This window comes from Streptomyces sp. MS191, from assembly GCF_008042125.1.
In the GTDB taxonomy this organism is placed as follows: Bacteria; Actinomycetota; Actinomycetes; order Streptomycetales; family Streptomycetaceae; genus Streptomyces.
Window position 1 is genome coordinate 308,638 of the sequence record NZ_RDBI01000040.1, and the last position, 18,455, is coordinate 327,092.

The window sequence follows — 18,455 nt, forward strand, 5'->3', positions numbered from 1 at the left end:
GCCACCCTGCGCCAGGTCGAGCGGGCTTGTCCTGGGGCGTGGCGGGTCCCGCCGCGGGCTTCTCGGCCTGCTGCTCGGGCTTCGCGGCGGAGAGTGGCTGGGCCTCGTCTGGCAAGAGCGCTCCTCGTGCGGTACCGGGTCCCCGGTCAGGCCCGGAAAGCCCATGGTATCGACCCGGGAGCCGCCGTGCTCACGCGCGCGGTCCGTGAGACGCCCGCCACGTACGGGAAGGCCGCACACCGGGACGAACCGGGCGAACGACAGGGGCGCCCCGGGAGATCTCCCGGGGCGCCCCGTTCCGTACGGCGTCGCCGCCGCACGGTGTCAGACCGTGATCAGCGCCTCGAGCGGGGCACCGCGCAGGGCCGGTTCCAGCCGGGCCCGGCCGGGCAGGAAGCCGAGCTCCATGAGGACCGCGACACCCGCGACCTCGGCGCCGGCCCGCCGGATGAGCTCGATGGACGCCTCCGCCGTGCCACCGGTGGCGAGGACGTCGTCGATGACCATGACGCGGTCGCCCGCCGCCAGGTCCTCGGCGTGCACCTCGATCTCGGCGGTGCCGTACTCCAGCTCGTACGCCTGCTTCAGCGTCGCGCCCGGCAGCTTGCCGGCCTTGCGGACCGGGATGAAGCCCAGGCCCGCGCGGACGGCGACGGGCGCGGCGAGGATGAAGCCGCGTGCCTCCAGGCCGACGATCTTCGTCGCACCGTGCGTGGCGCACAGCGTGGCGAGGGTGTCGGTCAGGAGCGTGAACGCCTCCGGGTCCGCGAGCAGCGGCGTGATGTCCTTGAACAGCACACCCGGCTTCGGGTAGTCGGGGACGTCACGGATCCGGCTGAGCAGCAGTCCGGCGGTGTCCTGGAGACCGGCGGTCATCCGCGGTGCTCCGGGGCGCGGCCGCCGCGACGGGCGCGCTGGCCCACGACCGCGGCCTCGTCCTCGAAGTCGTCGCGCTCGTCGACGTCCAGGGGCTCGCCCTTGGCCGCGGCGTTCGCGCGCTTGGCGAGCACCCGCTTCTTGAGCGCCTTCATGGCCGGCTCGCGCTCCTTGAGGTCGGCGACGAGCGGGGTGGCGATGAAGATCGAGGAGTAGGCACCGGCCGCGAGGCCGACGAACAGCGACAGCGAGATGTCGTTCAGCATGCCGGCGCCCAGGACGCCGCCACCGATGAACAGCAGGCCGGCGACCGGGAGCAGGGCCACGACCGTCGTGTTGATCGAACGGACCAGGGTGCCGTTGATCGAGCGGTTCGCGATCTCGCTGTACGTCCAGCGGGTCTGCTTGGTGATCCCCTTCGTCCCCTCCTTGAGGGAGTCGAAGACGACCACCGTGTCGTAGAGCGAGTAACCGAGGATGGTCAGCAGACCGATCACCGTGCCGACCGTGACCTCGAACCCGACGAGCGAGTAGATGCCGACGGTGATGGTGATGTCGTGGATGAGCGCGACGAGCGCCGCGACCGCCATCCGCCACTCGAAGGCGATGGCGAGGTAGATCACCACGAGGATCATGAAGACCGCGAGGCCCGTCCACGCCTTGGCGGCGATCTGCTCGCCCCAGCTGGGACCGACCAGCTCCGCGGCGATCTTGTCCTCGGTGACGCCGAGGTCCTTGGCCAGCTCCGTGCGGACCTGGTCGGACTTCGCGGTGTCCAGGCCGCCGACCTGGATGCGCAGGCCGCCGTTGCCGAGTCCCTGGACGATCGCGTCGTGGCCGGAGGCCTCTTCCGCGTACTCCTGGGCCTGGGAGACCGAGACGGAGGTCTTCGGGGTGGTGAAGACCGCGCCGCCCTGGAACTCGATGCCCATGTTCAGACCGCGCACCGTCAGGCCGAGGATGGCCGTGATGGTGATCAGGATCGACAGGCCGTACCAGATCTTGCGGTTCCCGATGAAGTCGTAGCCGACCTCACCACGGTGGAGCCGGGCGCCGAGATTGCCGAGCTTCGACATCTCACGCCTCCTTCGGGTCGATGGGGGCGGAGGCACGGCGGGCGCGACGCAGCGGCGGCTTGGCGCCGAGCCGCTTCGGGTCCAGGCCGGACCACGCGTGGCCGTTGCCGAAGAACTTGGTCCGCGCCAGCAGCGTCATGACCGGCTTGGTGAACAGGAACACCACGACCACGTCGAGCAGGGTGGTCAGGCCGAGCGTGAACGCGAAGCCCTGGACCTTGCCGACGGTGACCACGAAGAGCACGGCGGCGGCGAGGAACGACACGAAGTCGGAGACCAGGATCGTGCGACGGGCACGCGGCCAGGCGCGCTCGACGGCCGGGCGGAGCGTGCGGCCCTCGCGGATCTCGTCGCGGATGCGTTCGAAGTAGACGATGAACGAGTCCGCGGTGATACCGATGGCCACGATGGCGCCGCAGACGGCCGGCAGGTTCAGCGCGAAGCCGATGGCCGGGCCGAGCAGGGCCATGATCACGTAGGTGAGGATCGCCGAGACCAGGAGGCTGAGCAGGGCGATCAGCGACAGGCCGCGGTAGTAGACCACCAGGTACAGGACGACCAGGGCCAGACCGATCGCACCGGCGATCAGACCCGCCTCGAGCTGCTCGCCACCGAGGGCGGCGGTCACGGTCGTGACGCTCTGGGTGTCGAAGGACAGCGGCAGGGCGCCGTACGACAGGATGTTGCCCAGGTCCTGGGCGGACTTCTGGGTGAAGCTGCCGGAGATCTCGGCGCTGGCGCTCAGCGTCTGGCGCACCGAGGGCGCGGAGACGACCTCGCCGTCCAGGACGATCGCGAACTGGTTCTGCGGCTCCTGCTGCTGCGAGAGCTTGCCGGTGATCTTCTGGAACTTCTTCGAGCCGCTGCTCGTGAAGTCCATGTTGACGATCCACATGCCGCGCTGCTGGTCGAAGACGCCCTTGGCGTCGTCGACGTCCTTGCCGTCCACCTCGGCCGGGCCGAGGATGTACTTCTCCCACTGGCCGGCGCTGTTCTTGCCACAGGCGACCGTGGTGTCGGTCGGCAGGACGCCCTCACCCGCGGCAGCGCGCTGCTTGGGGTCGAGGCAGTTCAGGGTCGCGAACTTCTGCTGGAGAGCCGCGGTCGCGGGGTCCGCCGGGGGCGTGGCCTCGGGGCTCGCGGAGGTCTTCGGCTTCGACGAGGCGGACCCGCTCGGCGTCGGCGTGGGGCTCGGGGCCTTGAGGGCCTCGGAGACCGCGCGGCCCTGGGTGGAGGCGCTCGACGAGGGAGTGGCGGACTTCTCGTCCTTCTTGCCGTCGTCCTTGCCCTTGTCCGCGGTCGCACCGGAAGCCGTGGGCTTCGGGGACGCGGAGGAGCTCGCGCTCGGCGCCGGCTGCTCGGACGGCGCGTAGGTCAGGACGGGCCGGAAGTACAGCTGGGCGGTGGTACCGACCTGCTCACGGGCCTGCTTCTCGTCGACACCCTTGGGGATGTTGACGATGATGTTCTCGAGGCCCTGGGTCTGGACCTCGGCCTCGGAGACGCCCAGACCGTTGACACGGCGCTCGATGATGCCGACCGCGGTGTTCATGTTGGTCTCGTTGACGGCGCTTTCCTTGCCGGGCTCCGCCTTCGCCTTGAGCGTGATCGAGGTACCGCCCGCGAGGTCGATGCCCAGACGCGGCGTGGTGTGACCCGACCAGAACATCCCGCCCGTGAGCGCGACCATGGCGATCAGGATCAGTGCCAGGGCACGCCCCGGCCTCCCCTGTCCCCCCGCCGGCCTTCGGCCCTTCTTCGGTGCTGCCACCTTGTCGTTTCTCCCTGTCCAACCGGACCGCGCCGGGTGTGCGCGGTGCGGCCACTGAGTATGTGTGGGGACCTGCCCCCGCAGACGTGGAACCGTCCCGGGGATCGCGGACGCCGGTGGGCGTTCACCGCGATCCCCGGCCGCGACTACTTCGCGTCGGTCTCGCCGTCGGCCTTGCCGTCCTTCTTGACCTCGGTGTCGGCCTCGGCCGCGTCCACCTTCTTGGTCAGGTCGGCCTTGGCGGTCTCGTCCGTGGCGGCGGCCTCGGCCGCCTCGTCGGTCTCGTCCGCCTCGGTCAGCGAGGAGGCGTCGTCCGGGACGACGGTGTCGTCGTCGCCGTGGACGATGCGGTTGTACTCCGCGTCCTCGAGGACCGCGCCGATCGCGTTCTTGGCGTAGACCGCGTGCGTGCCCGGCGCGATCTCGAGGAGGACGGTCTCGTCGCCGATCTCCTTGACGGTGGCGTACATCCCCCCGATCGTCCGTACGCCGGTGCCGGGCTGCATCTCATTGCGCATCTGCGCCGCCTGCTGCTGCTTCTTCTTCGCAGAGCGGGTCATCAGGAACATGGCCCCGATGAGGACGATGAAGGGGAGGAGGGTCACGATGCTCACGGGACGGGTTTCCTTCGCACGGTCGCGGAGAAACCGCGGCCTGATCTTCGGGGGTGGGCGCGCCGACCGGAAAGGGCGGCATCGGCGGAGTCTAGGCGAGTCCGCATCGATGGAACAACGTCCAGGATCGCACCGTGGTTCCTCCCCCGGCGAGTATGCGCGCCGTCACGCCCCGAAGAGCCCCTGTTGTCCGCTTCCCGACGCTCCCGTGCCCCCGGCCTGCGGCGGAACGAGTCCGAGATGCGCCCATGCCGCGGGAGTGGCGACCCGGCCACGGGGCGTACGCGCCAGTAGTCCCTCGCGTACGAGGAAGGGTTCGGCGACCTCCTCGACCGTCTCGCGCTCCTCCCCGACCGCGACCGCGAGGGTGGAAAGACCGACCGGTCCGCCGCCGAAGAGCTTGAGGAGTGCCTGCAGGACGGCACGGTCGAGCCGGTCGAGTCCGCGCCCGTCGACCTCGTACACGCCGAGGGCGGCGGCGGCGATCTCGCGGGTGATCACGCCGTCCGCCTTGACCTGGGCGTAGTCCCGGACGCGGCGCAGGAGCCGGTTGGCGATGCGGGGCGTTCCCCGGGAGCGGCCGGCGATCTCGGCGGCGCCGGCCGTGTCGATCTCGACGTCGAGCAGTCCGGCGGAGCGGTGGACGACCCGTTCGAGTTCGGCGGGCTCGTAGAACTCCATGTGGCCGGTGAAGCCGAAGCGGTCGCGCAGCGGGGGCGGCAGGAGGCCGGCCCGGGTGGTGGCGCCGACCAGGGTGAAGGGCGGGAGTTCCAGGGGGATGGCGGTGGCGCCGGGGCCCTTTCCGACGATCACGTCGACCCGGAAGTCCTCCATCGCCATGTAGAGCATCTCCTCGGCGGGCCGGGACATGCGGTGGATCTCGTCCAGGAAGAGGATCTCGCCCTCCTGGAGGGAGGAGAGGATCGCGGCGAGGTCGCCGGCGTGCTGGATGGCGGGGCCGGAGGTGATCCGGATCGGGGCGTTCATCTCGGCCGCGATGATCATCGACAGGGTGGTCTTGCCGAGGCCCGGGGCACCGGAGAGCAGCACATGGTCGGCGGTGGCGCCGCGCTGGCGGGCGGCCCTGAGGACCAGGTCGAGCTGCTGGCGGACCTTCTCCTGGCCGACGAACTCGTTGAGGTCCTTGGGGCGCAGAGCCGCCTCGACGGCCTGGTCGTCGCCTTCGGCCGAGGCGCCGACGATCCGGTCCTCGGCTGCCGGTGCCGTCTCGTCGTCCCAGTTCACGGTGTCTGCCTTCTCGGTGTCGTGCGGTGGTCTGTCGGCGGTCGTGGGGGCGCGCGGCGCCGCCCGTCGCGCGTTCCGCCCGGTCGGCGGGTGGCGCGGGCCGTCGAGGCTATCGGGCGCGGTTGAGCGTCTGCAGGGCCGCGCGCAGCAGCTGCGGGACGGGCGCCGACCCGGACTCGGCGAGGGCGGCCTCGGCCTGCGGGGTCACGGCCGTCACCGCCTCCTCCGCCTCGCGGGAGGCGTACCCGAGCCCGATCAGGGCGGCGGTCAGCTGTTCGGTCCACGGCGGCGGGCCGGAGGCGGCGGCCCGCTGGGTGCCGACCAGGCCGCTGCTGCCCAGCGGGGCGCCGAGCTTGTCCTTGAGCTCCAGCAGCAGCTTCTGGGCGCCCTTCTTGCCGATGCCGGGGACGGTGGTCAGCGCCTTCTCGTCGCCGGTGGCGACGGCGAGGCGGAGGGCGTCGGGGCTGTGCACGCCGAGCATGGCCTGGGCGAGGCGGGGGCCGACGCCGCTGGCTGTCTGGAGGAGTTCGAAGACCTGCCGCTCGTCGTCGTCCGCGAAGCCGTAGAGGGTGAGGGAGTCCTCGCGGACGACCAGCGAGGTGGCGAGGCGCGCCTCCTGACCGATCCTCAGCTCGGCGATGGTGTTCGGCGTGCACTGCACGGCCATGCCCACGCCGCCGACCTCGATCACGGCGGTGGTGGGGGCGAGGGCGGCCACCGGGCCGCTCACAAAGGCGATCATCGGGTGCGGCCTTTCAGTGCGGAGGCGTGCTGGGCGACCGCCTGCTGGAGGCGGTTCTGGGCGGGGGCCCGCCAGATGTGACAGATGGCCAGGGCGAGCGCGTCGGCGGCGTCGGCCGGCTTGGGCGGGGCGGAGAGCCGCAGGATGCGCGTCACCATGGCGCCGACCTGGGCCTTGTCGGCCCGTCCGCTGCCGGTGACGGCGGCCTTGACCTCGCTGGGGGTGTGCAGGGCGACCGGGATGCCGCGCCGCGAGGCGCAGAGCATCGCGACGGCGCTGGCCTGGGCCGTGCCCATGACCGTACGGACGTTGTGCTGGCTGAACACCCGCTCCACGGCCACCAGTTCGGGCGAGAAGCGGTCGAGCCACTCCTCGATGCCGCGCTCGATGCCCACCAGCCGGACGCCGATGTCCGCGTCCGCCGCGGTCCGCACCACGCCGACGCCGAGCATGGCCAGGGGCCGGCCGGCGACGCCCTCGACGACGCCGACACCGCACCGGGTCAGGCCGGGGTCCACCCCGAGAACGCGCACGCTGCCCCTCCCTGGACCCGTCTTCGCTGATCTGTTCGTGCAGGCTATCGGCTCGCACCGACAATGCCGCACGAACGGCGACGGGCCGACGGGGGTGTGTCCCCGTCGGCCCGTGGTGGCCGGCCTCCGGATCGGGCGTCGAGGCCCGGATCCGGTGTCGATCCCCGGATCAGGCGTCGACCTTCTCCATGACCTCGTCGCTGACGTCGAAGTTGGCGAAGACGTTCTGCACGTCGTCGCTGTCCTCCAGCGCGTCGATCAGCTTGAAGATCTTGCGCGCGCCCTCTTCGTCGAGCTCGACCTGCATGGTCGGGACGAAGTTGGAGTCGGCGGAGTCGTAGTCGATCCCGGCCTCCTGGAGGGCGGTGCGGACCGCGACCATGTCGGTGGCCTCGCTGATGACCTCGAAGCTCTCGCCCAGGTCGTTGACCTCCTCGGCGCCCGCGTCGAGCACGGCGCCGAGGACGTCGTCCTCGCTCAGCTCGCCCTTGGGCAGCACGATGACGCCCTTGCGGTTGAACAGGTACGAGACCGAGCCCGGGTCGGCCATGGAGCCGCCGTTGCGGGTCATGGCGACGCGGACGTCGGAGGCGGCGCGGTTGCGGTTGTCGGTGAGGCACTCGATGAGGACCGCGACACCGTTCGGGCCGTAGCCCTCGTACATGATCGTCTCGTAGTCGACGCCGCCCGCCTCGAGACCACCGCCGCGCTTGACCGCGGAGTCGATGTTCTTGTTCGGGACGGAGCTCTTCTTCGCCTTCTGGATGGCGTCGAAGAGCGTCGGGTTGCCGTCGATGTCGGCACCACCGGTACGCGCGGCGACCTCGATGTTCTTGATCAGCTTCGCGAAGAGCTTGCCGCGCTTGGCGTCGATCACGGCCTTCTTGTGCTTCGTCGTAGCCCATTTAGAGTGGCCGGACATCTGCCTGTCTCCTTCGCGTAACCCATTACTGAACGAACCCCAGAGATCCTACCGGGGCCGAGTCACCCTGCCGCGCGCACCATGTCGACGAAGAGTGCGTGAATGCGGTGATCGCCGGTGAGTTCCGGGTGGAACGAGGTCGCCAGGGCGTTGCCCTGCCGCACGGCGACGATGTGGCCGCCGTGCTCGGCGAGCACCTCGACCGTGGCGCCGACGGACTCCACCCAGGGGGCGCGGATGAACACGCCCTCGACGGGTCCGTCCTCGATCCCGGCGACGGAGACGCCGGCCTCGAAGGACTCGTTCTGCCGCCCGAAGGCGTTGCGGCGGACGATCATGTCGATGCCGCCGAAGGTCTCCTGACCCGAGCGCGGGTCGAGGATCTTGTCGGCGAGCATGATCAGGCCCGCGCAGGTGCCGTAGACCGGCATGCCGGCGGCGATGCGCTCACGCAGCGGCTCCATGAGGCCGAACAGCTCGGCCAGCTTGGAGATGGTGGTGGACTCGCCGCCCGGCAGGACGAGGCCGTCGACCTCGGCCAGCTCCTCGGGGCGCCGGACCGGCCTGGCCACGGCGTCGGCCGCGGCCAGGGCGATCAGGTGCTCCCGTACGTCGCCCTGGAGTGCCAGGACCCCGATCACGGGAGTGGTCATCACCAGCCCCGGTTGGCGTAGCGCTCGGTCTCGGGGAGGGTGTCGCAGTTGATGCCGACCATGGCCTCGCCCAGGTTGCGCGAGGCGTCCGCGATGATCTTCGGGTCGTCGTAGAAGGTGGTGGCCTTCACGATGGCGGCGGCGCGCTTGGCCGGGTCGCCCGACTTGAAGATGCCGGAGCCGACGAAGACGCCCTCGGCACCGAGCTGGCGCATCAGCGCGGCGTCGGCCGGGGTGGCGACACCACCGGCGGAGAACAGCACGACCGGCAGCTTGCCGAGCTCGGCGACCTCCTTGACGAGCTCGTACGGGGCGCGCAGCTCCTTGGCGGCGGCGTACAGCTCGTTGTTGTCGAAGCCGCGCAGCTTGGCGATCTCGTTCTTGATCTGGCGCAGGTGGCGGACGGCCTCGACGACGTTGCCGGTGCCGGCCTCGCCCTTGGAACGGATCATGGCCGCGCCCTCGGCGATGCGGCGCAGGGCCTCGCCCAGGTTGGTGGCGCCACAGACGAAGGGGGTCGTGAACGCCCACTTGTCGGAGTGGTTGACCTCGTCGGCCGGGGTGAGGACCTCGGACTCGTCGATGTAGTCGACACCGAGGGACTGCAGGACCTGGGCCTCGACGAAGTGGCCGATGCGGGACTTGGCCATGACCGGGATGGACACCGCGCCGATGATCTCTTCGATCATGTTCGGGTCGGACATGCGGGCGACGCCGCCGTCCTTGCGGATGTCGGCGGGGACGCGCTCCAGGGCCATGACGGCCACGGCGCCAGCGTCCTCGGCGATCTTCGCCTGCTCGGCGTTGACCACGTCCATGATCACGCCGCCCTTGAGCTGCTCGGCCATACCGCGCTTGACGCGCGAGGTGCCAATCGCCGAGGACTCTGCGGACTGCGGGCTGTTGGGAAGCGTGGTGGACACGACTGCGACCTCACTCGGGAAAGCGGTGCTGAGACAAGAGAGAGGAAACAGGGCGCCGGCAGTCCACAGCAAGGGCCAATATTCAGCCGGTGGATCGTTTTCCCAGGCCGGGCGGCTCAGGCGGGACGATCGGCAAGGGCCACGGGCGGTTCGTCGTCCATTTCGAAGGCCAGCGGGAACGGCGCGTGTCCCGCGAGCCGGAACCAGCGCACCTTGCGGTGGCGCCGCAGCGCCCGGGCGGCGCGCACCGCGTCGTTGTGGAACCGGCGGGCCATGGGGACCCGGCGGACCGCCGCCGCCAGTTCCCCGGCGGCCTCCTCGCCGCCGGGCGCCCGCCGTACGGCTTCGACCTGCTCGGGCTCCCCGAAGACGGCCCGCAGCGCCTGGCTCAGCTCGCTCTCGGCCACCTCGCGGTGGTCCTCCTCGGACTGGCGGGCCGCGTGCGCGGCCTCGTACAGCACGATCGAGGCGGCGGGGTCGAGCACGCCGGAGGTGGCCAGTTCCTGGGCGACCGAGGCCCGTCGCAGCAGCTGGGCGTCGAGTGCGGCGCGGGCGGCGTCGATGCGGGAGTGCAGCCGGTCGAGCCGTCCTGCGGTCCAGCTGAGGTACATGCCGATCGCGATGAGCGCGACGACGGTCCAGATCAGGGTTTCGGTCACGGGCGCACAGGCTACCGGGGCGGTGGCAGCACGCCTTCGCGGCGGGCACGGTCGTGCGCGAACAGGACGGACGCGGGCCGGCCGTCGGCGAGCTCGGCGAGCCGGTCGAGCCAGGGGTGGTGCGGGACGCCGAACTCGTGGGCGAAGTCGTACGCCTGCCCGGCGAGGACGGTCACCCGGTCGCCGTGGTCGACGAGGAGGGACTGGTGGCCCTCGGTGTGGCCGGGAGTGGGCACGATCCGGATGCCGGGCGCGATCTCGTGCTCGCCGTCGATCTCCTCGTGGTCCACGCCGTCCAGCAGCGCGTCGATGGTGTGGCCGCCGGCCCGGGCGGTCGCCAGCTCCTTGCGCTGGACGAGGACGGGCGTGCCGGCGAGGGCGGGGTTGCCGCCGATGTGGTCGAAGTGCAGGTGGCAGTTGACGACCAGGTCGACGTCACCGGGGCGCACGGGCAGCGGCCTGCGGACGGGCCGGTAGTGCGCGTCCGTCTCCGGGGATCCGGCCCCGATCCCGGTGTCGAAGAGGAGGGTGCCCCGGGCGTGGCGCACGAGATAGGCGAGCACGGGCTCCACGCGCCCGTGGGCGCCGCCCCACTCGTGCGCGGGCCGGGTGAGGTGGCCGAGGTCGAGGAGTCGCACGGTCGTCGTGGTCATGCCCCGYGCCTGCCAGGCCCGGGGGCCGGCCGCGGCCGGCCCCCGTCGTTCGCGCCCCGGCTCAGTCGCGGGCGGCCAGGCCGAACCGCGCCCGCAGGCCGGTGCGTTCGTCCGCGGCCACCGAGGCCGCGCCGTCGGTGACGGTCTCGTACACCGCCAGGATGTCCGCGCCCACGGTCGACCAGTCGAACCGCCGGACGTGCGCGCTGCCCCGCGTCCGCAGCTCCGTCCGCCGCTCCTCGTCGCCGAGCAGCCGGATCGCCGCGTCGGCCAGCGCGTCGGCGTCCTCGTTGGCGAACAGCTGGCCCGCCGCGCCCTGGTCCAGGACCTGGGCGAACGCGTCGAGGTCGGAGGCGAGGACGGGCGCGCCCGCCGACATCGCCTCGACCAGGATGATCCCGAAGCTCTCGCCGCCCGTGTTGGGCGCGACGTACACGTCGACGCTGCGCAGCAGCCGTGCCTTGTCCTCGTCGCTGACCATCCCGAGGAACTCGACCCGGGCCCGCATCTCGGCCGGCAGCGAGGCGACCGCCTCCACCTCGTCACCCCGGCCGGCGATGAGGAGCCGGGCCTCCGGCCGCTCCGTGAAGATCTTCGGAAGGGCGCGCATCAGCACCGGCAGGCCCTTGCGGGGCTCGTCGATGCGTCCGATGAACCCGAGCGTCTCGCCCTGCCACTCCTTCTTGGGTTCGGCCCGCGCGAAGAAGTCGACGTCGACGCCGTTGGGGATGACGACGGCGTCGCCTCCCAGGTGCTCGACGAGCGTGCGGCGCGCGTACTCGCTGACCGCGATCCGCGCACTGATCTTCTCCAGCGCCGGCTGGAGGATCGGGTACGCGGCGATCATCGCCCGGGAGCGCGGGTTCGAGGTGTGGAAGGTGGCCACGATCGGCCCGGACGCCGCCCAGCAGCTCAGCAGACCGAGCGAGGGGGAGGCCGGTTCGTGGATGTGGATGACGTCGAAGGTGCCGTCGTGCAGCCAGCGCCGCACCCGGGCGGCCGACAGGAAGCCGAAGTTCAGCCGGGCGACGGAGCCGTTGTACGGCACGGGCACGGCTCGGCCGGCGGAGACGACGTACGGCGGCAGCGGCGTCTCGTCGTCGGCGGGAGCGAGGACGGAGACCTCGTGCCCCAGCCGGATCAGGTGCTCGGCCAGGTCGCGGATGTGGAACTGGACGCCGCCCGGCACGTCCCAGGAGTAGGGGCAGACGATGCCGATCCTCACGCCGGTCCGTCCTCCCCGCGCGGCTCCAGGTCCGCGAGCCACAGTCGTTGCAGCATGTGCCAGTCCTCCGGGTGGTCGGCGATGCCGGTGGCGAAGGCGTCGGCCAGCGCCTGTGTCATCACGGACGTCTTCTCGGCCCGCGTCCCTGTCTCGGGGACGTCGACGGGAGCGTGGATCCGGCCCTTCATGACCGGGGAGTCGTCGTACCAGAGCGTCACGGGGAGCAGCAGCGCGCCGGTCTGCTGGGCGAGTATCGCCGGCCCCGCCGGCATGCGCGCCGTGTCGCCGAAGAAGGTGACCTCCGTGCCGTTCGCCGACAGGTCGCGGTCGGCGACCAGGCAGATCAGGCCGCCGGCCCGCAGCCGCCGGGCCAGGGTGCCGAAGGCGGAGCCCCCGGTGTGCGGCAGGACCTCCATGCCCAGGGACTCGCGGTAGGCCACGAACCGGTCGTAGAGCGTCTCCGGCTTGAGGCGCTCGGCGACGGTGGTGAAGGGCACGCCGAGCGAGCGGGTCACCCACACGCCCGCCAGGTCCCAGTTGGCCAGGTGCGGCAGCGCGAGGATGACGCCCCGGCCGGAGGCGAGACCCTCCTTGAGGTAGTGGACGTCCTTGATGTCGATGCCGTCCTCGACGCGTTCCCTGCTCCAGGTGGGGAGCCGGAAGGACTCCATCCAGTAGCGCATGTACGAACGCATGCCGGCCTGCGACAGCTCGGCCAGCCGCTCGGGCGTGGCGTCCGGCACCACGCGCGCGAGGTTGGACTCCAGGCGCAGCACGCTCTTGCCGCGCCGCTTCCAGGCGAGGTCGGCGATCCGCCGGCCGAGGCCGACCGCGACCGGTTCCGGCAGCTTCTTGACGGTCGCCCAGCCCAGCCCGTACAGACCGTCGGTCAACCGGTCCCTGATCCCGCTCATGACGTCGCCTCGCTCCCCCGGGCGGCGGCCGCGTCGGCCTCCGCGGCCTCACGCCGTACCGTCACGACACGCTGTCCCAGCGTCACCGCGGAGCCCACCGCGACGATCCACAGGGCGATCGGCAGCAGGATCTGGATCCCGGGCACGCCGAACGCGTGCAGTCCGGCGAGTCCGGCCGCCACCAGCGAGATCACGAGCCGCTCGGCCCGCTCGACGAGGCCGTTGACCGCGACGGGCAGGCCAATCGATTCGCCACGCGCCTTCGTGTACGAGACGACCTGGCCGCTGGCCAGGCAGAAGATGGAGACCGCGCACAGGATGTCGTTGTCGCCCGTTCCCGCGTACCAGAGAGCGAAGCCGCCGAAGATGGCGCCGTCGGCGACCCGGTCGAGCGTCGAGTCGAGGAACGCGCCCCAGCGGCTGGAGATCCCGGCCTGCCGGGCCATGTTGCCGTCGACGAGGTCGGAGAAGACGAAGAGGGTGATGACGATCGTGCCCCAGAAGAACTCGCCCCTGGGGAAGAAGACCAGCGCCCCCGCCATCACTCCGGCCGTGCCCACGAGCGTGACCGCGTCCGGGCTGACGCCCCTGCGGAGCAGAAACGCGGCGAACGGTGTGAGGACACGCGTGAAGAATGCACGCGCGTACTTGTTCAGCATGGCCTTCCCGAGGTTCGGTGGCCGCGCGGCCCCTATGACCACCGGCTCACCCATCGTAGCCAGGACCACCCCGCCGCACCGTCGGCACCCGCCCCGCCGCGTCGCGACCCCGCCGGACGCCCTCGCACGTACGACGTATGGACGCACCGTGACGACGGTGCAAAGCTCGAAGGACCACCGCGGGCACCGCCGGAGCCCTCCGCGACACGCCGCCGCCACTCCCCCGCGCCCGCGCCCCCACCTCACCGTGCAAGCGATCGGGAGGAACATCATGGGCGACAAGGCGAACACCCACCCCGGAGCCGCCGGCAGGGCCCCGACGGCCGACCGGCCCTCGGACGTACGGAACGTGGTACTGGTCGGCCACAGCGGATCGGGCAAGACGACGCTCGTCGAGGCACTCGCGCTGACCGCGGGAGCGGTCAACCGGGCCGGCCGCGTCGAGGACGGCGGGACGCTCTCCGACTACGACGAGATCGAGCACCGCCAGCAACGTTCCGTACAGCTCTCCCTCGTCCCGGTCGAATGGGGCGGATGCAAGATCAACATTCTCGACACACCCGGATACGCCGACTTCGTCGGCGAGCTGAGGGCCGGTCTGCGCGCCGCGGACGCGGCCCTCTTCGTCGTCTCGGCCGCGCAGGAGGCCGACGCCGTCGCCGGCGCGACCCGCATGGTCTGGGAGGAGTGCGCGGCCGTCGGCATGCCCCGCGCGATCGTGGTGACCCACCTGGACACCGCCCGGACCGACTTCGCCGAGCTCACGGCCGTCTGCGGCCGGATCTTCGGGGGCGACGACCCCGACGCCGTGCTTCCCCTCTATCTGCCCGTGCACGGTCCCGAGGCGCCCGACGGGCACACGCACACCACCGGCCTCGTGGGGCTGCTCTCGGAACGGATCTTCGACTACTCCACGGGCACCCGGCAGGAGAACCCGCCGGACGAGGCGCAGCGCCCGCTCATCGCGGAGGCCCGCGCCCGGCTCATCGAGGGGATCATCGCCGAGAGCGAGGACGAGTCCCTGATGGACCGCTACCTCGGCGGCGAGCAGATCGACGTCAAGACCCTCGTCGACGACCTCGAGAAGGCGGTCGCCCGGGGCACCTTCCATCCCGTCCTCGCCGCGGCCCCGGCCGCCGACGGCGGGAAGCAGGGCCTCGGCACCGTGGAACTCCTGGAACTGATCACCGGAGGCTTCCCCACACCCCTGGAGCGCCCGGCCCCCGCGGGCCGGGCGCTCCAGGGGTGTGGGGAAGCCTCCGGTGATCAGTTCCAGGAGTTCCACGGTGCCGAGGCCCTGCTTCCCGCCGTCACCACACCGGACGGCACCCCCCGTCCCCCGCTCACCTGCGACCCGGACGGCCCGCTCGTCGCCGAGGTCGTCAAGACCGCCTCGGACCCCTACGTCGGCCGGATCTCCCTGGTCAGGGTCTTCTCCGGCACCCTGCGTCCGGACGAGACCGTCCACGTGTCCGGGCACGGCCTCACCGACCGGGGCCACGAGGACCACGACATCGACGAACGCGTCGGCGCGCTGACCTCGCCCTTCGGCAAGCAGCAGCGCTCGCTCGGCCACTGCATCGCCGGCGACCTCGCCTGCGTCGGCAAGCTCGGTCACGCGGAGACCGGGGACACGATCTCCGCCAAGGACGATCCGCTGCTCATGGAGCCGTGGCCGATGCCCGACCCGCTGCTGCCACTGGCCATCGAGGCGCACAGCAAGGCGGACGAGGACAAGCTGTCGCAGGGCCTGGCCCGGCTGGTCGCCGAGGACCCGACCATGCGTCTCGAACAGAACCCGGACACCCACCAGGTCGTCCTGTGGTGCCTGGGCGAGGCCCACCGGGAAGTCGCCCTGGAGCGGCTGCGCAACCGCTACGGCGTCCAGGTCGACGCCGTGCCGCACAAGGTGGCGCTGCGCGAGACCTTCGGCGGGCCGTCGGCCGGGCGCGGCCGGCACGTCAAGCAGTCCGGCGGCCACGGCCAGTACGCCATCTGCGAGATCGACGTCGAACCGCTCCCGGCGGGCAGCGGCATCGAGTTCGTCGACAAGGTGGTGGGCGGTGCCGTGCCGCGCCAGTTCATCCCGTCCGTCGAGAAGGGCGTACGGGCCCAGGCGGCGCGCGGGGTTGCCGCCGGGTACCCGCTGGTCGACGTGCGGATCACGCTGCGCGACGGCAAGGCCCACTCGGTCGACTCCTCGGACGCGGCCTTCCAGACGGCGGGCGCGCTGGCCCTGCGCGAGGCGGCGGCCGAGGCGAGCATCCAGCTCCTCGAACCGGTGGCCGAGGTGCAGGTGCTGGTGCCGGACGAGTACGTGGGACCGGTGATGAGCGACCTGTCCGGCCGGCGGGGCCGGGTCGTCGGCACCGAGCAGGCCGGGCCGGGGCGCACGGTGGTCCGCGCGGAGGTGCCCGAGATCGAGATCGGCCGGTACGCGGTCGACCTGCGGTCCGTGTCGCACGGGACCGGGCGGTTCGACCGCGCGTACGCCCGGCACGAGGCCATGCCGCCGCACCTGTCGGACCGGATCCGCGAAAAGGCCGAAAAAGGATCGTAGTTGACGGACCGACAGCGACTGCCGCCCCTCGACTCCCGTTCGACGGGGCGGCATTCGGTCGTACCGTGACGCATCCACCGGTACCCGGTTACGCTGTGGTGCCCAGTTCGGAAGGTGTGCGGGGCGCGATCGTGGGGAACAGCCCGCAGAGGGACACCCGGTGACCCCGCGGGCAGGCGGCGATGGGGGCGGCAGTGAGCATCGGCAGTTTTGGACCCGGGGCGCAGATCCCCCTCCAGGGCTCGGACGGACAGACGGCGGCGACCCATGCCCTCGCCTCCGCCGCGTACCGCGACAGCCCGGTCGAGGAGATCCTCAAGGCGAACAACGAATGGCACCAGTCGAGCGTCAAGGAGGGCAAGTGGTTCTCCCTCTTCAAGCCCGACCTCGGTGAGGCCTTCTCCCGGGCCGTCCAGGTGCGGATGCTCGGCGGCGCCCGCAAGGCGCTGATCCAGTCCTTCGGCACCGAACCGCAGCCCGTCGTGGAGCACTGCCTGGCCGCCACCCGGATCCGCAAGCAGCGCGACGTCCGGCTCACCCTGATCACCCTGGTGTTCGGCCTGCTCTTCCTGCCCGGCCTGCTCCTGTGGCTCGCCGTCATCAAGCTGCGCCGCGTCCTCGCCGGCACCGACAACAGGCGCGCGAGCCTGCTGGGCACGGCACTCCTCGTCGGCGTGGGCCTCCTCGCCGTGCTCGTCCTGCTCAAGCTGCCGTTCGGCGGCTTCCTGTCGATCTACCTCCGCGCCATGATCGTCGCCCCCGTCGTGGGCTGGCTGCTGGCCAAGCGCGTCTGCGAGTCCACCGCCCGGGACCTGCGCACCCGCTGGGACTCCCTGCTCAGCGGCGGCGGCATCGGCGCCAAGATCCCCGAGGCGGTCCCGCAGGACCCGGGCCAGACGGCCGCCGAGGAGCTGCGGCAGTCCCTGGAGAAGCTCAGCGCCGAGCAGCAGTCCAACGTCGTCTTCTACGCCGGCCCCAAGGGCATACTCGGCATGGGCACCCGCTGGGGCAGCTGGACCATGGCCGAGGAGCTCGTCCCGAAGGAGGGCCGGGAGATCCACGACTTCCGCGCCTGGGACGTCGTCCGGCAGATCCACGACCAGCTGAAGCTGATCGAGCGCGGCTCGCTGAAGACCGGCTTCCCGAAGCCGACGGTCAAGCACTGGATCGTCTCCCCCGTCGGCGAGGGCGCCGACGAGGTGGCCCGCCCGGAGGGCGAGAACATCGTCGCCTTCCAGGTGAAGCCGCACGAGATACAGCGCATCTGCAACGACCAGCAGTTCGGCAGCGGAAACCGCCACTACCTGGGTGTCCAGTTCACCCTCTGGGACGGCCAGCTCGTCCTCACCATGATGATCACGGTCACCTCGCTGCTGCACACGCTGCGGGTCGAGGTCACCGGTCACGCCCTGGGCCCGGTGCACTCGCTCTTCACGACGAAGCCCAAGGCGAAGACCAGGGAGGTCTCCAAGACCGTGCGCTTCTGGGAGACGCGGGAGATCACGCTGCCGCTCCTGGAGGACGACGAGGTCGTCCGCAAGGCGCTGCGCGCGCCGCTCACGTGGTTCCCGCCGGTCCTGGACTTCCTCGGCGGCAAGCTCAACCTGCCGGAGCCCTTCGGCCTGCGGCACGCCTGGGCGGCGCAGCCCTGGCGTCACCGCTTCATGGCGGACGACGCGATCCGCGCGGCCACCCCGGTGATGCGCGCGGTCCACGCCGCCACCATCAAGGTGCTCGACGAGCACGGCGTGGACACGGAACGCTTCACCAACCGCTCGCTGATCCTGAGCGGCACCGTCCAGGAGCCGGGCCCCAAGAAGGCGGACGTCTACGACGCCTGAGCCGCCGCCCGGCCGGTGCCCTCCGACACCGGCCAGGCGTCGGCGAGCATCTTGCGGGTGTCGGCGAGCAGCTGCGGCAGCACCTTGGTGTGGCCGACGACGGGCATGAAGTTGGTGTCGCCGCCCCAGCGGGGGACGACGTGCTGGTGCAGGTGAGCGGCGATGCCGGCACCCGCGACCGTTCCCTGGTTCATGCCGATGTTGAAGCCGTGCGCTCCGGAGGCGGCCCGCAGGGCGATCATGGCGCGCTTGGTGAACGCGCCGAGCTCGGCCGTCTCGGTCTCGTCCAGCTCCGTGTAGTCGGCGACGTGGCGGTAGGGCACCACCATCAGGTGCCCGCCGTTGTACGGGTAGAGGTTCAGTACGGCGTACACGCGCTCACCGCGCGCGATCACGAGACCGTCCTCGTCCGACATCGACGGAATCGAGCAGAACGGACAGCCGTCCTCGGCCCCCGGCCCGGTGGGCTTGTTCTCGCCCTGGATGTACGCCATCCGGTGAGGCGTCCACAGGCGCTGGAACGCGTCCTGCGTCCCCACTCCGATCTGCTGCTCCGGCTCAATCGTCATGCTGTGCAGCATATTGCTTA

Annotated in this window: 18 protein-coding genes; 2 read left to right on the top strand and 16 right to left on the bottom strand. The window is 71.3% G+C overall.

The window, feature by feature from the left end:
- Positions 1-324: 324 nt before the first annotated feature.
- The 15 genes from EAO71_RS08250 to pgsA form a co-directional block, all read right to left on the bottom strand.
- Positions 325-876 carry an adenine phosphoribosyltransferase gene (locus tag EAO71_RS08250; RefSeq protein WP_147977118.1) on the bottom strand — a complete coding sequence of 184 codons (552 nt, stop codon included), beginning with the start codon at positions 874-876 and terminating at the stop codon, positions 325-327.
- Complete coding sequence (secF, locus tag EAO71_RS08255) at positions 873-1,952, bottom strand: protein translocase subunit SecF (protein WP_147977119.1); 1,080 nt, start codon at positions 1,950-1,952, stop codon at positions 873-875. The genes EAO71_RS08250 and secF overlap by 4 nt, the downstream gene beginning before the upstream one ends.
- Position 1,953: 1 nt before the next feature.
- Positions 1,954-3,723 (bottom strand): protein translocase subunit SecD, encoded by a 1,770-nt coding sequence (gene secD, locus EAO71_RS08260; RefSeq protein ID WP_187282603.1) that lies wholly within the window; start codon positions 3,721-3,723, stop codon positions 1,954-1,956.
- 146 nt (positions 3,724-3,869) lie between these two features.
- Positions 3,870-4,337: a preprotein translocase subunit YajC gene (yajC, locus tag EAO71_RS08265; RefSeq protein ID WP_147977120.1), complete on the bottom strand. Its 468-nt coding sequence runs from the start codon at positions 4,335-4,337 to the stop codon at positions 3,870-3,872.
- A gap of 165 nt (positions 4,338-4,502) precedes the next feature.
- Positions 4,503-5,582 (bottom strand): Holliday junction branch migration DNA helicase RuvB, encoded by a 1,080-nt coding sequence (gene ruvB, locus EAO71_RS08270; RefSeq protein ID WP_147977121.1) that lies wholly within the window; start codon positions 5,580-5,582, stop codon positions 4,503-4,505.
- A gap of 109 nt (positions 5,583-5,691) precedes the next feature.
- Positions 5,692-6,324 (bottom strand): Holliday junction branch migration protein RuvA, encoded by a 633-nt coding sequence (ruvA, locus tag EAO71_RS08275; protein WP_147977122.1) that lies wholly within the window; start codon positions 6,322-6,324, stop codon positions 5,692-5,694.
- Positions 6,321-6,857: a crossover junction endodeoxyribonuclease RuvC gene (gene ruvC / locus EAO71_RS08280; protein ID WP_147977123.1), complete on the bottom strand. Its 537-nt coding sequence runs from the start codon at positions 6,855-6,857 to the stop codon at positions 6,321-6,323. Before ruvC ends, ruvA begins: the two co-directional genes overlap by 4 nt.
- A gap of 169 nt (positions 6,858-7,026) precedes the next feature.
- A complete protein-coding gene (locus EAO71_RS08285) occupies positions 7,027-7,779 on the bottom strand; it encodes a YebC/PmpR family DNA-binding transcriptional regulator (RefSeq protein WP_147977124.1) in 753 nt (250 codons plus the stop codon).
- A gap of 62 nt (positions 7,780-7,841) precedes the next feature.
- Positions 7,842-8,435: a pyridoxal 5'-phosphate synthase glutaminase subunit PdxT gene (gene pdxT, locus EAO71_RS08290; RefSeq protein WP_147977125.1), complete on the bottom strand. Its 594-nt coding sequence runs from the start codon at positions 8,433-8,435 to the stop codon at positions 7,842-7,844.
- The gene (gene pdxS, locus EAO71_RS08295; RefSeq protein ID WP_147977126.1) at positions 8,432-9,355 is read right to left on the bottom strand and encodes a pyridoxal 5'-phosphate synthase lyase subunit PdxS; all 924 of its coding nucleotides are present in this window, start codon (positions 9,353-9,355) and stop codon (positions 8,432-8,434) included. Before pdxS ends, pdxT begins: the two co-directional genes overlap by 4 nt.
- Before the next feature lie 116 nt (positions 9,356-9,471).
- On the bottom strand, positions 9,472-10,014 hold the full coding sequence (locus EAO71_RS08300) for a hypothetical protein (protein WP_147977127.1): 543 nt from the start codon (positions 10,012-10,014) through the stop codon (positions 9,472-9,474).
- 11 nt (positions 10,015-10,025) lie between these two features.
- A complete protein-coding gene (locus EAO71_RS08305) occupies positions 10,026-10,667 on the bottom strand; it encodes an MBL fold metallo-hydrolase (RefSeq protein ID WP_147977128.1) in 642 nt (213 codons plus the stop codon).
- Positions 10,668-10,728: 61 nt separating this feature from the next.
- Positions 10,729-11,892, bottom strand: a complete 1,164-nt coding sequence (locus tag EAO71_RS08310; protein ID WP_147977129.1) for a glycosyltransferase family 4 protein — start codon at positions 11,890-11,892, stop codon at positions 10,729-10,731.
- A complete protein-coding gene (locus EAO71_RS08315; RefSeq protein ID WP_147977130.1) occupies positions 11,889-12,806 on the bottom strand; it encodes a phosphatidylinositol mannoside acyltransferase in 918 nt (305 codons plus the stop codon). The genes EAO71_RS08310 and EAO71_RS08315 overlap by 4 nt, the downstream gene beginning before the upstream one ends.
- Positions 12,803-13,519: a phosphatidylinositol phosphate synthase gene (gene pgsA / locus EAO71_RS08320; protein ID WP_147977131.1), complete on the bottom strand. Its 717-nt coding sequence runs from the start codon at positions 13,517-13,519 to the stop codon at positions 12,803-12,805. Before pgsA ends, EAO71_RS08315 begins: the two co-directional genes overlap by 4 nt.
- A 217-nt stretch (positions 13,520-13,736) precedes the next feature.
- Between pgsA and EAO71_RS08325 the strand changes: the two genes are divergently transcribed.
- Together EAO71_RS08325 and EAO71_RS08330 are read left to right on the top strand one after the other, a co-directional pair.
- A complete protein-coding gene (locus EAO71_RS08325) occupies positions 13,737-16,025 on the top strand; it encodes an elongation factor G (protein WP_147977132.1) in 2,289 nt (762 codons plus the stop codon).
- 182 nt (positions 16,026-16,207) lie between these two features.
- Entirely contained in the window at positions 16,208-17,866 is a 1,659-nt protein-coding gene (locus tag EAO71_RS08330; RefSeq protein WP_147977133.1) for a hypothetical protein, read from the top strand.
- On the opposite strand, the gene EAO71_RS08335 is transcribed toward EAO71_RS08330, so the two are convergent.
- Positions 17,854-18,447 (bottom strand): HIT family protein, encoded by a 594-nt coding sequence (locus EAO71_RS08335; RefSeq protein WP_147977134.1) that lies wholly within the window; start codon positions 18,445-18,447, stop codon positions 17,854-17,856. The two genes, EAO71_RS08330 and EAO71_RS08335, sit on opposite strands and share 13 nt — an antisense overlap.
- Positions 18,448-18,455 lie beyond the last annotated feature (8 nt).

Coding starts and splice junctions, on each gene's coding strand:
- EAO71_RS08250 (WP_147977118.1), bottom strand. CDS start 876: ATGACCGCCGGTCTCCAGGACACCGCCGGACTGCTGCTCAGCCGGATC.
- secF (WP_147977119.1), bottom strand. CDS start 1,952: ATGTCGAAGCTCGGCAATCTCGGCGCCCGGCTCCACCGTGGTGAGGTC.
- ruvA (WP_147977122.1), bottom strand. CDS start 6,324: ATGATCGCCTTTGTGAGCGGCCCGGTGGCCGCCCTCGCCCCCACCACC.
- EAO71_RS08285 (WP_147977124.1), bottom strand. CDS start 7,779: ATGTCCGGCCACTCTAAATGGGCTACGACGAAGCACAAGAAGGCCGTG.
- EAO71_RS08305 (WP_147977128.1), bottom strand. CDS start 10,667: ATGACCACGACGACCGTGCGACTCCTCGACCTCGGCCACCTCACCCGG.
- EAO71_RS08315 (WP_147977130.1), bottom strand. CDS start 12,806: ATGAGCGGGATCAGGGACCGGTTGACCGACGGTCTGTACGGGCTGGGC.
- pgsA (WP_147977131.1), bottom strand. CDS start 13,519: ATGGGTGAGCCGGTGGTCATAGGGGCCGCGCGGCCACCGAACCTCGGG.
- EAO71_RS08325 (WP_147977132.1), top strand. CDS start 13,737: ATGGGCGACAAGGCGAACACCCACCCCGGAGCCGCCGGCAGGGCCCCG.
- EAO71_RS08330 (WP_147977133.1), top strand. CDS start 16,208: ATGGGGGCGGCAGTGAGCATCGGCAGTTTTGGACCCGGGGCGCAGATC.
- EAO71_RS08335 (WP_147977134.1), bottom strand. CDS start 18,447: ATGCTGCACAGCATGACGATTGAGCCGGAGCAGCAGATCGGAGTGGGG.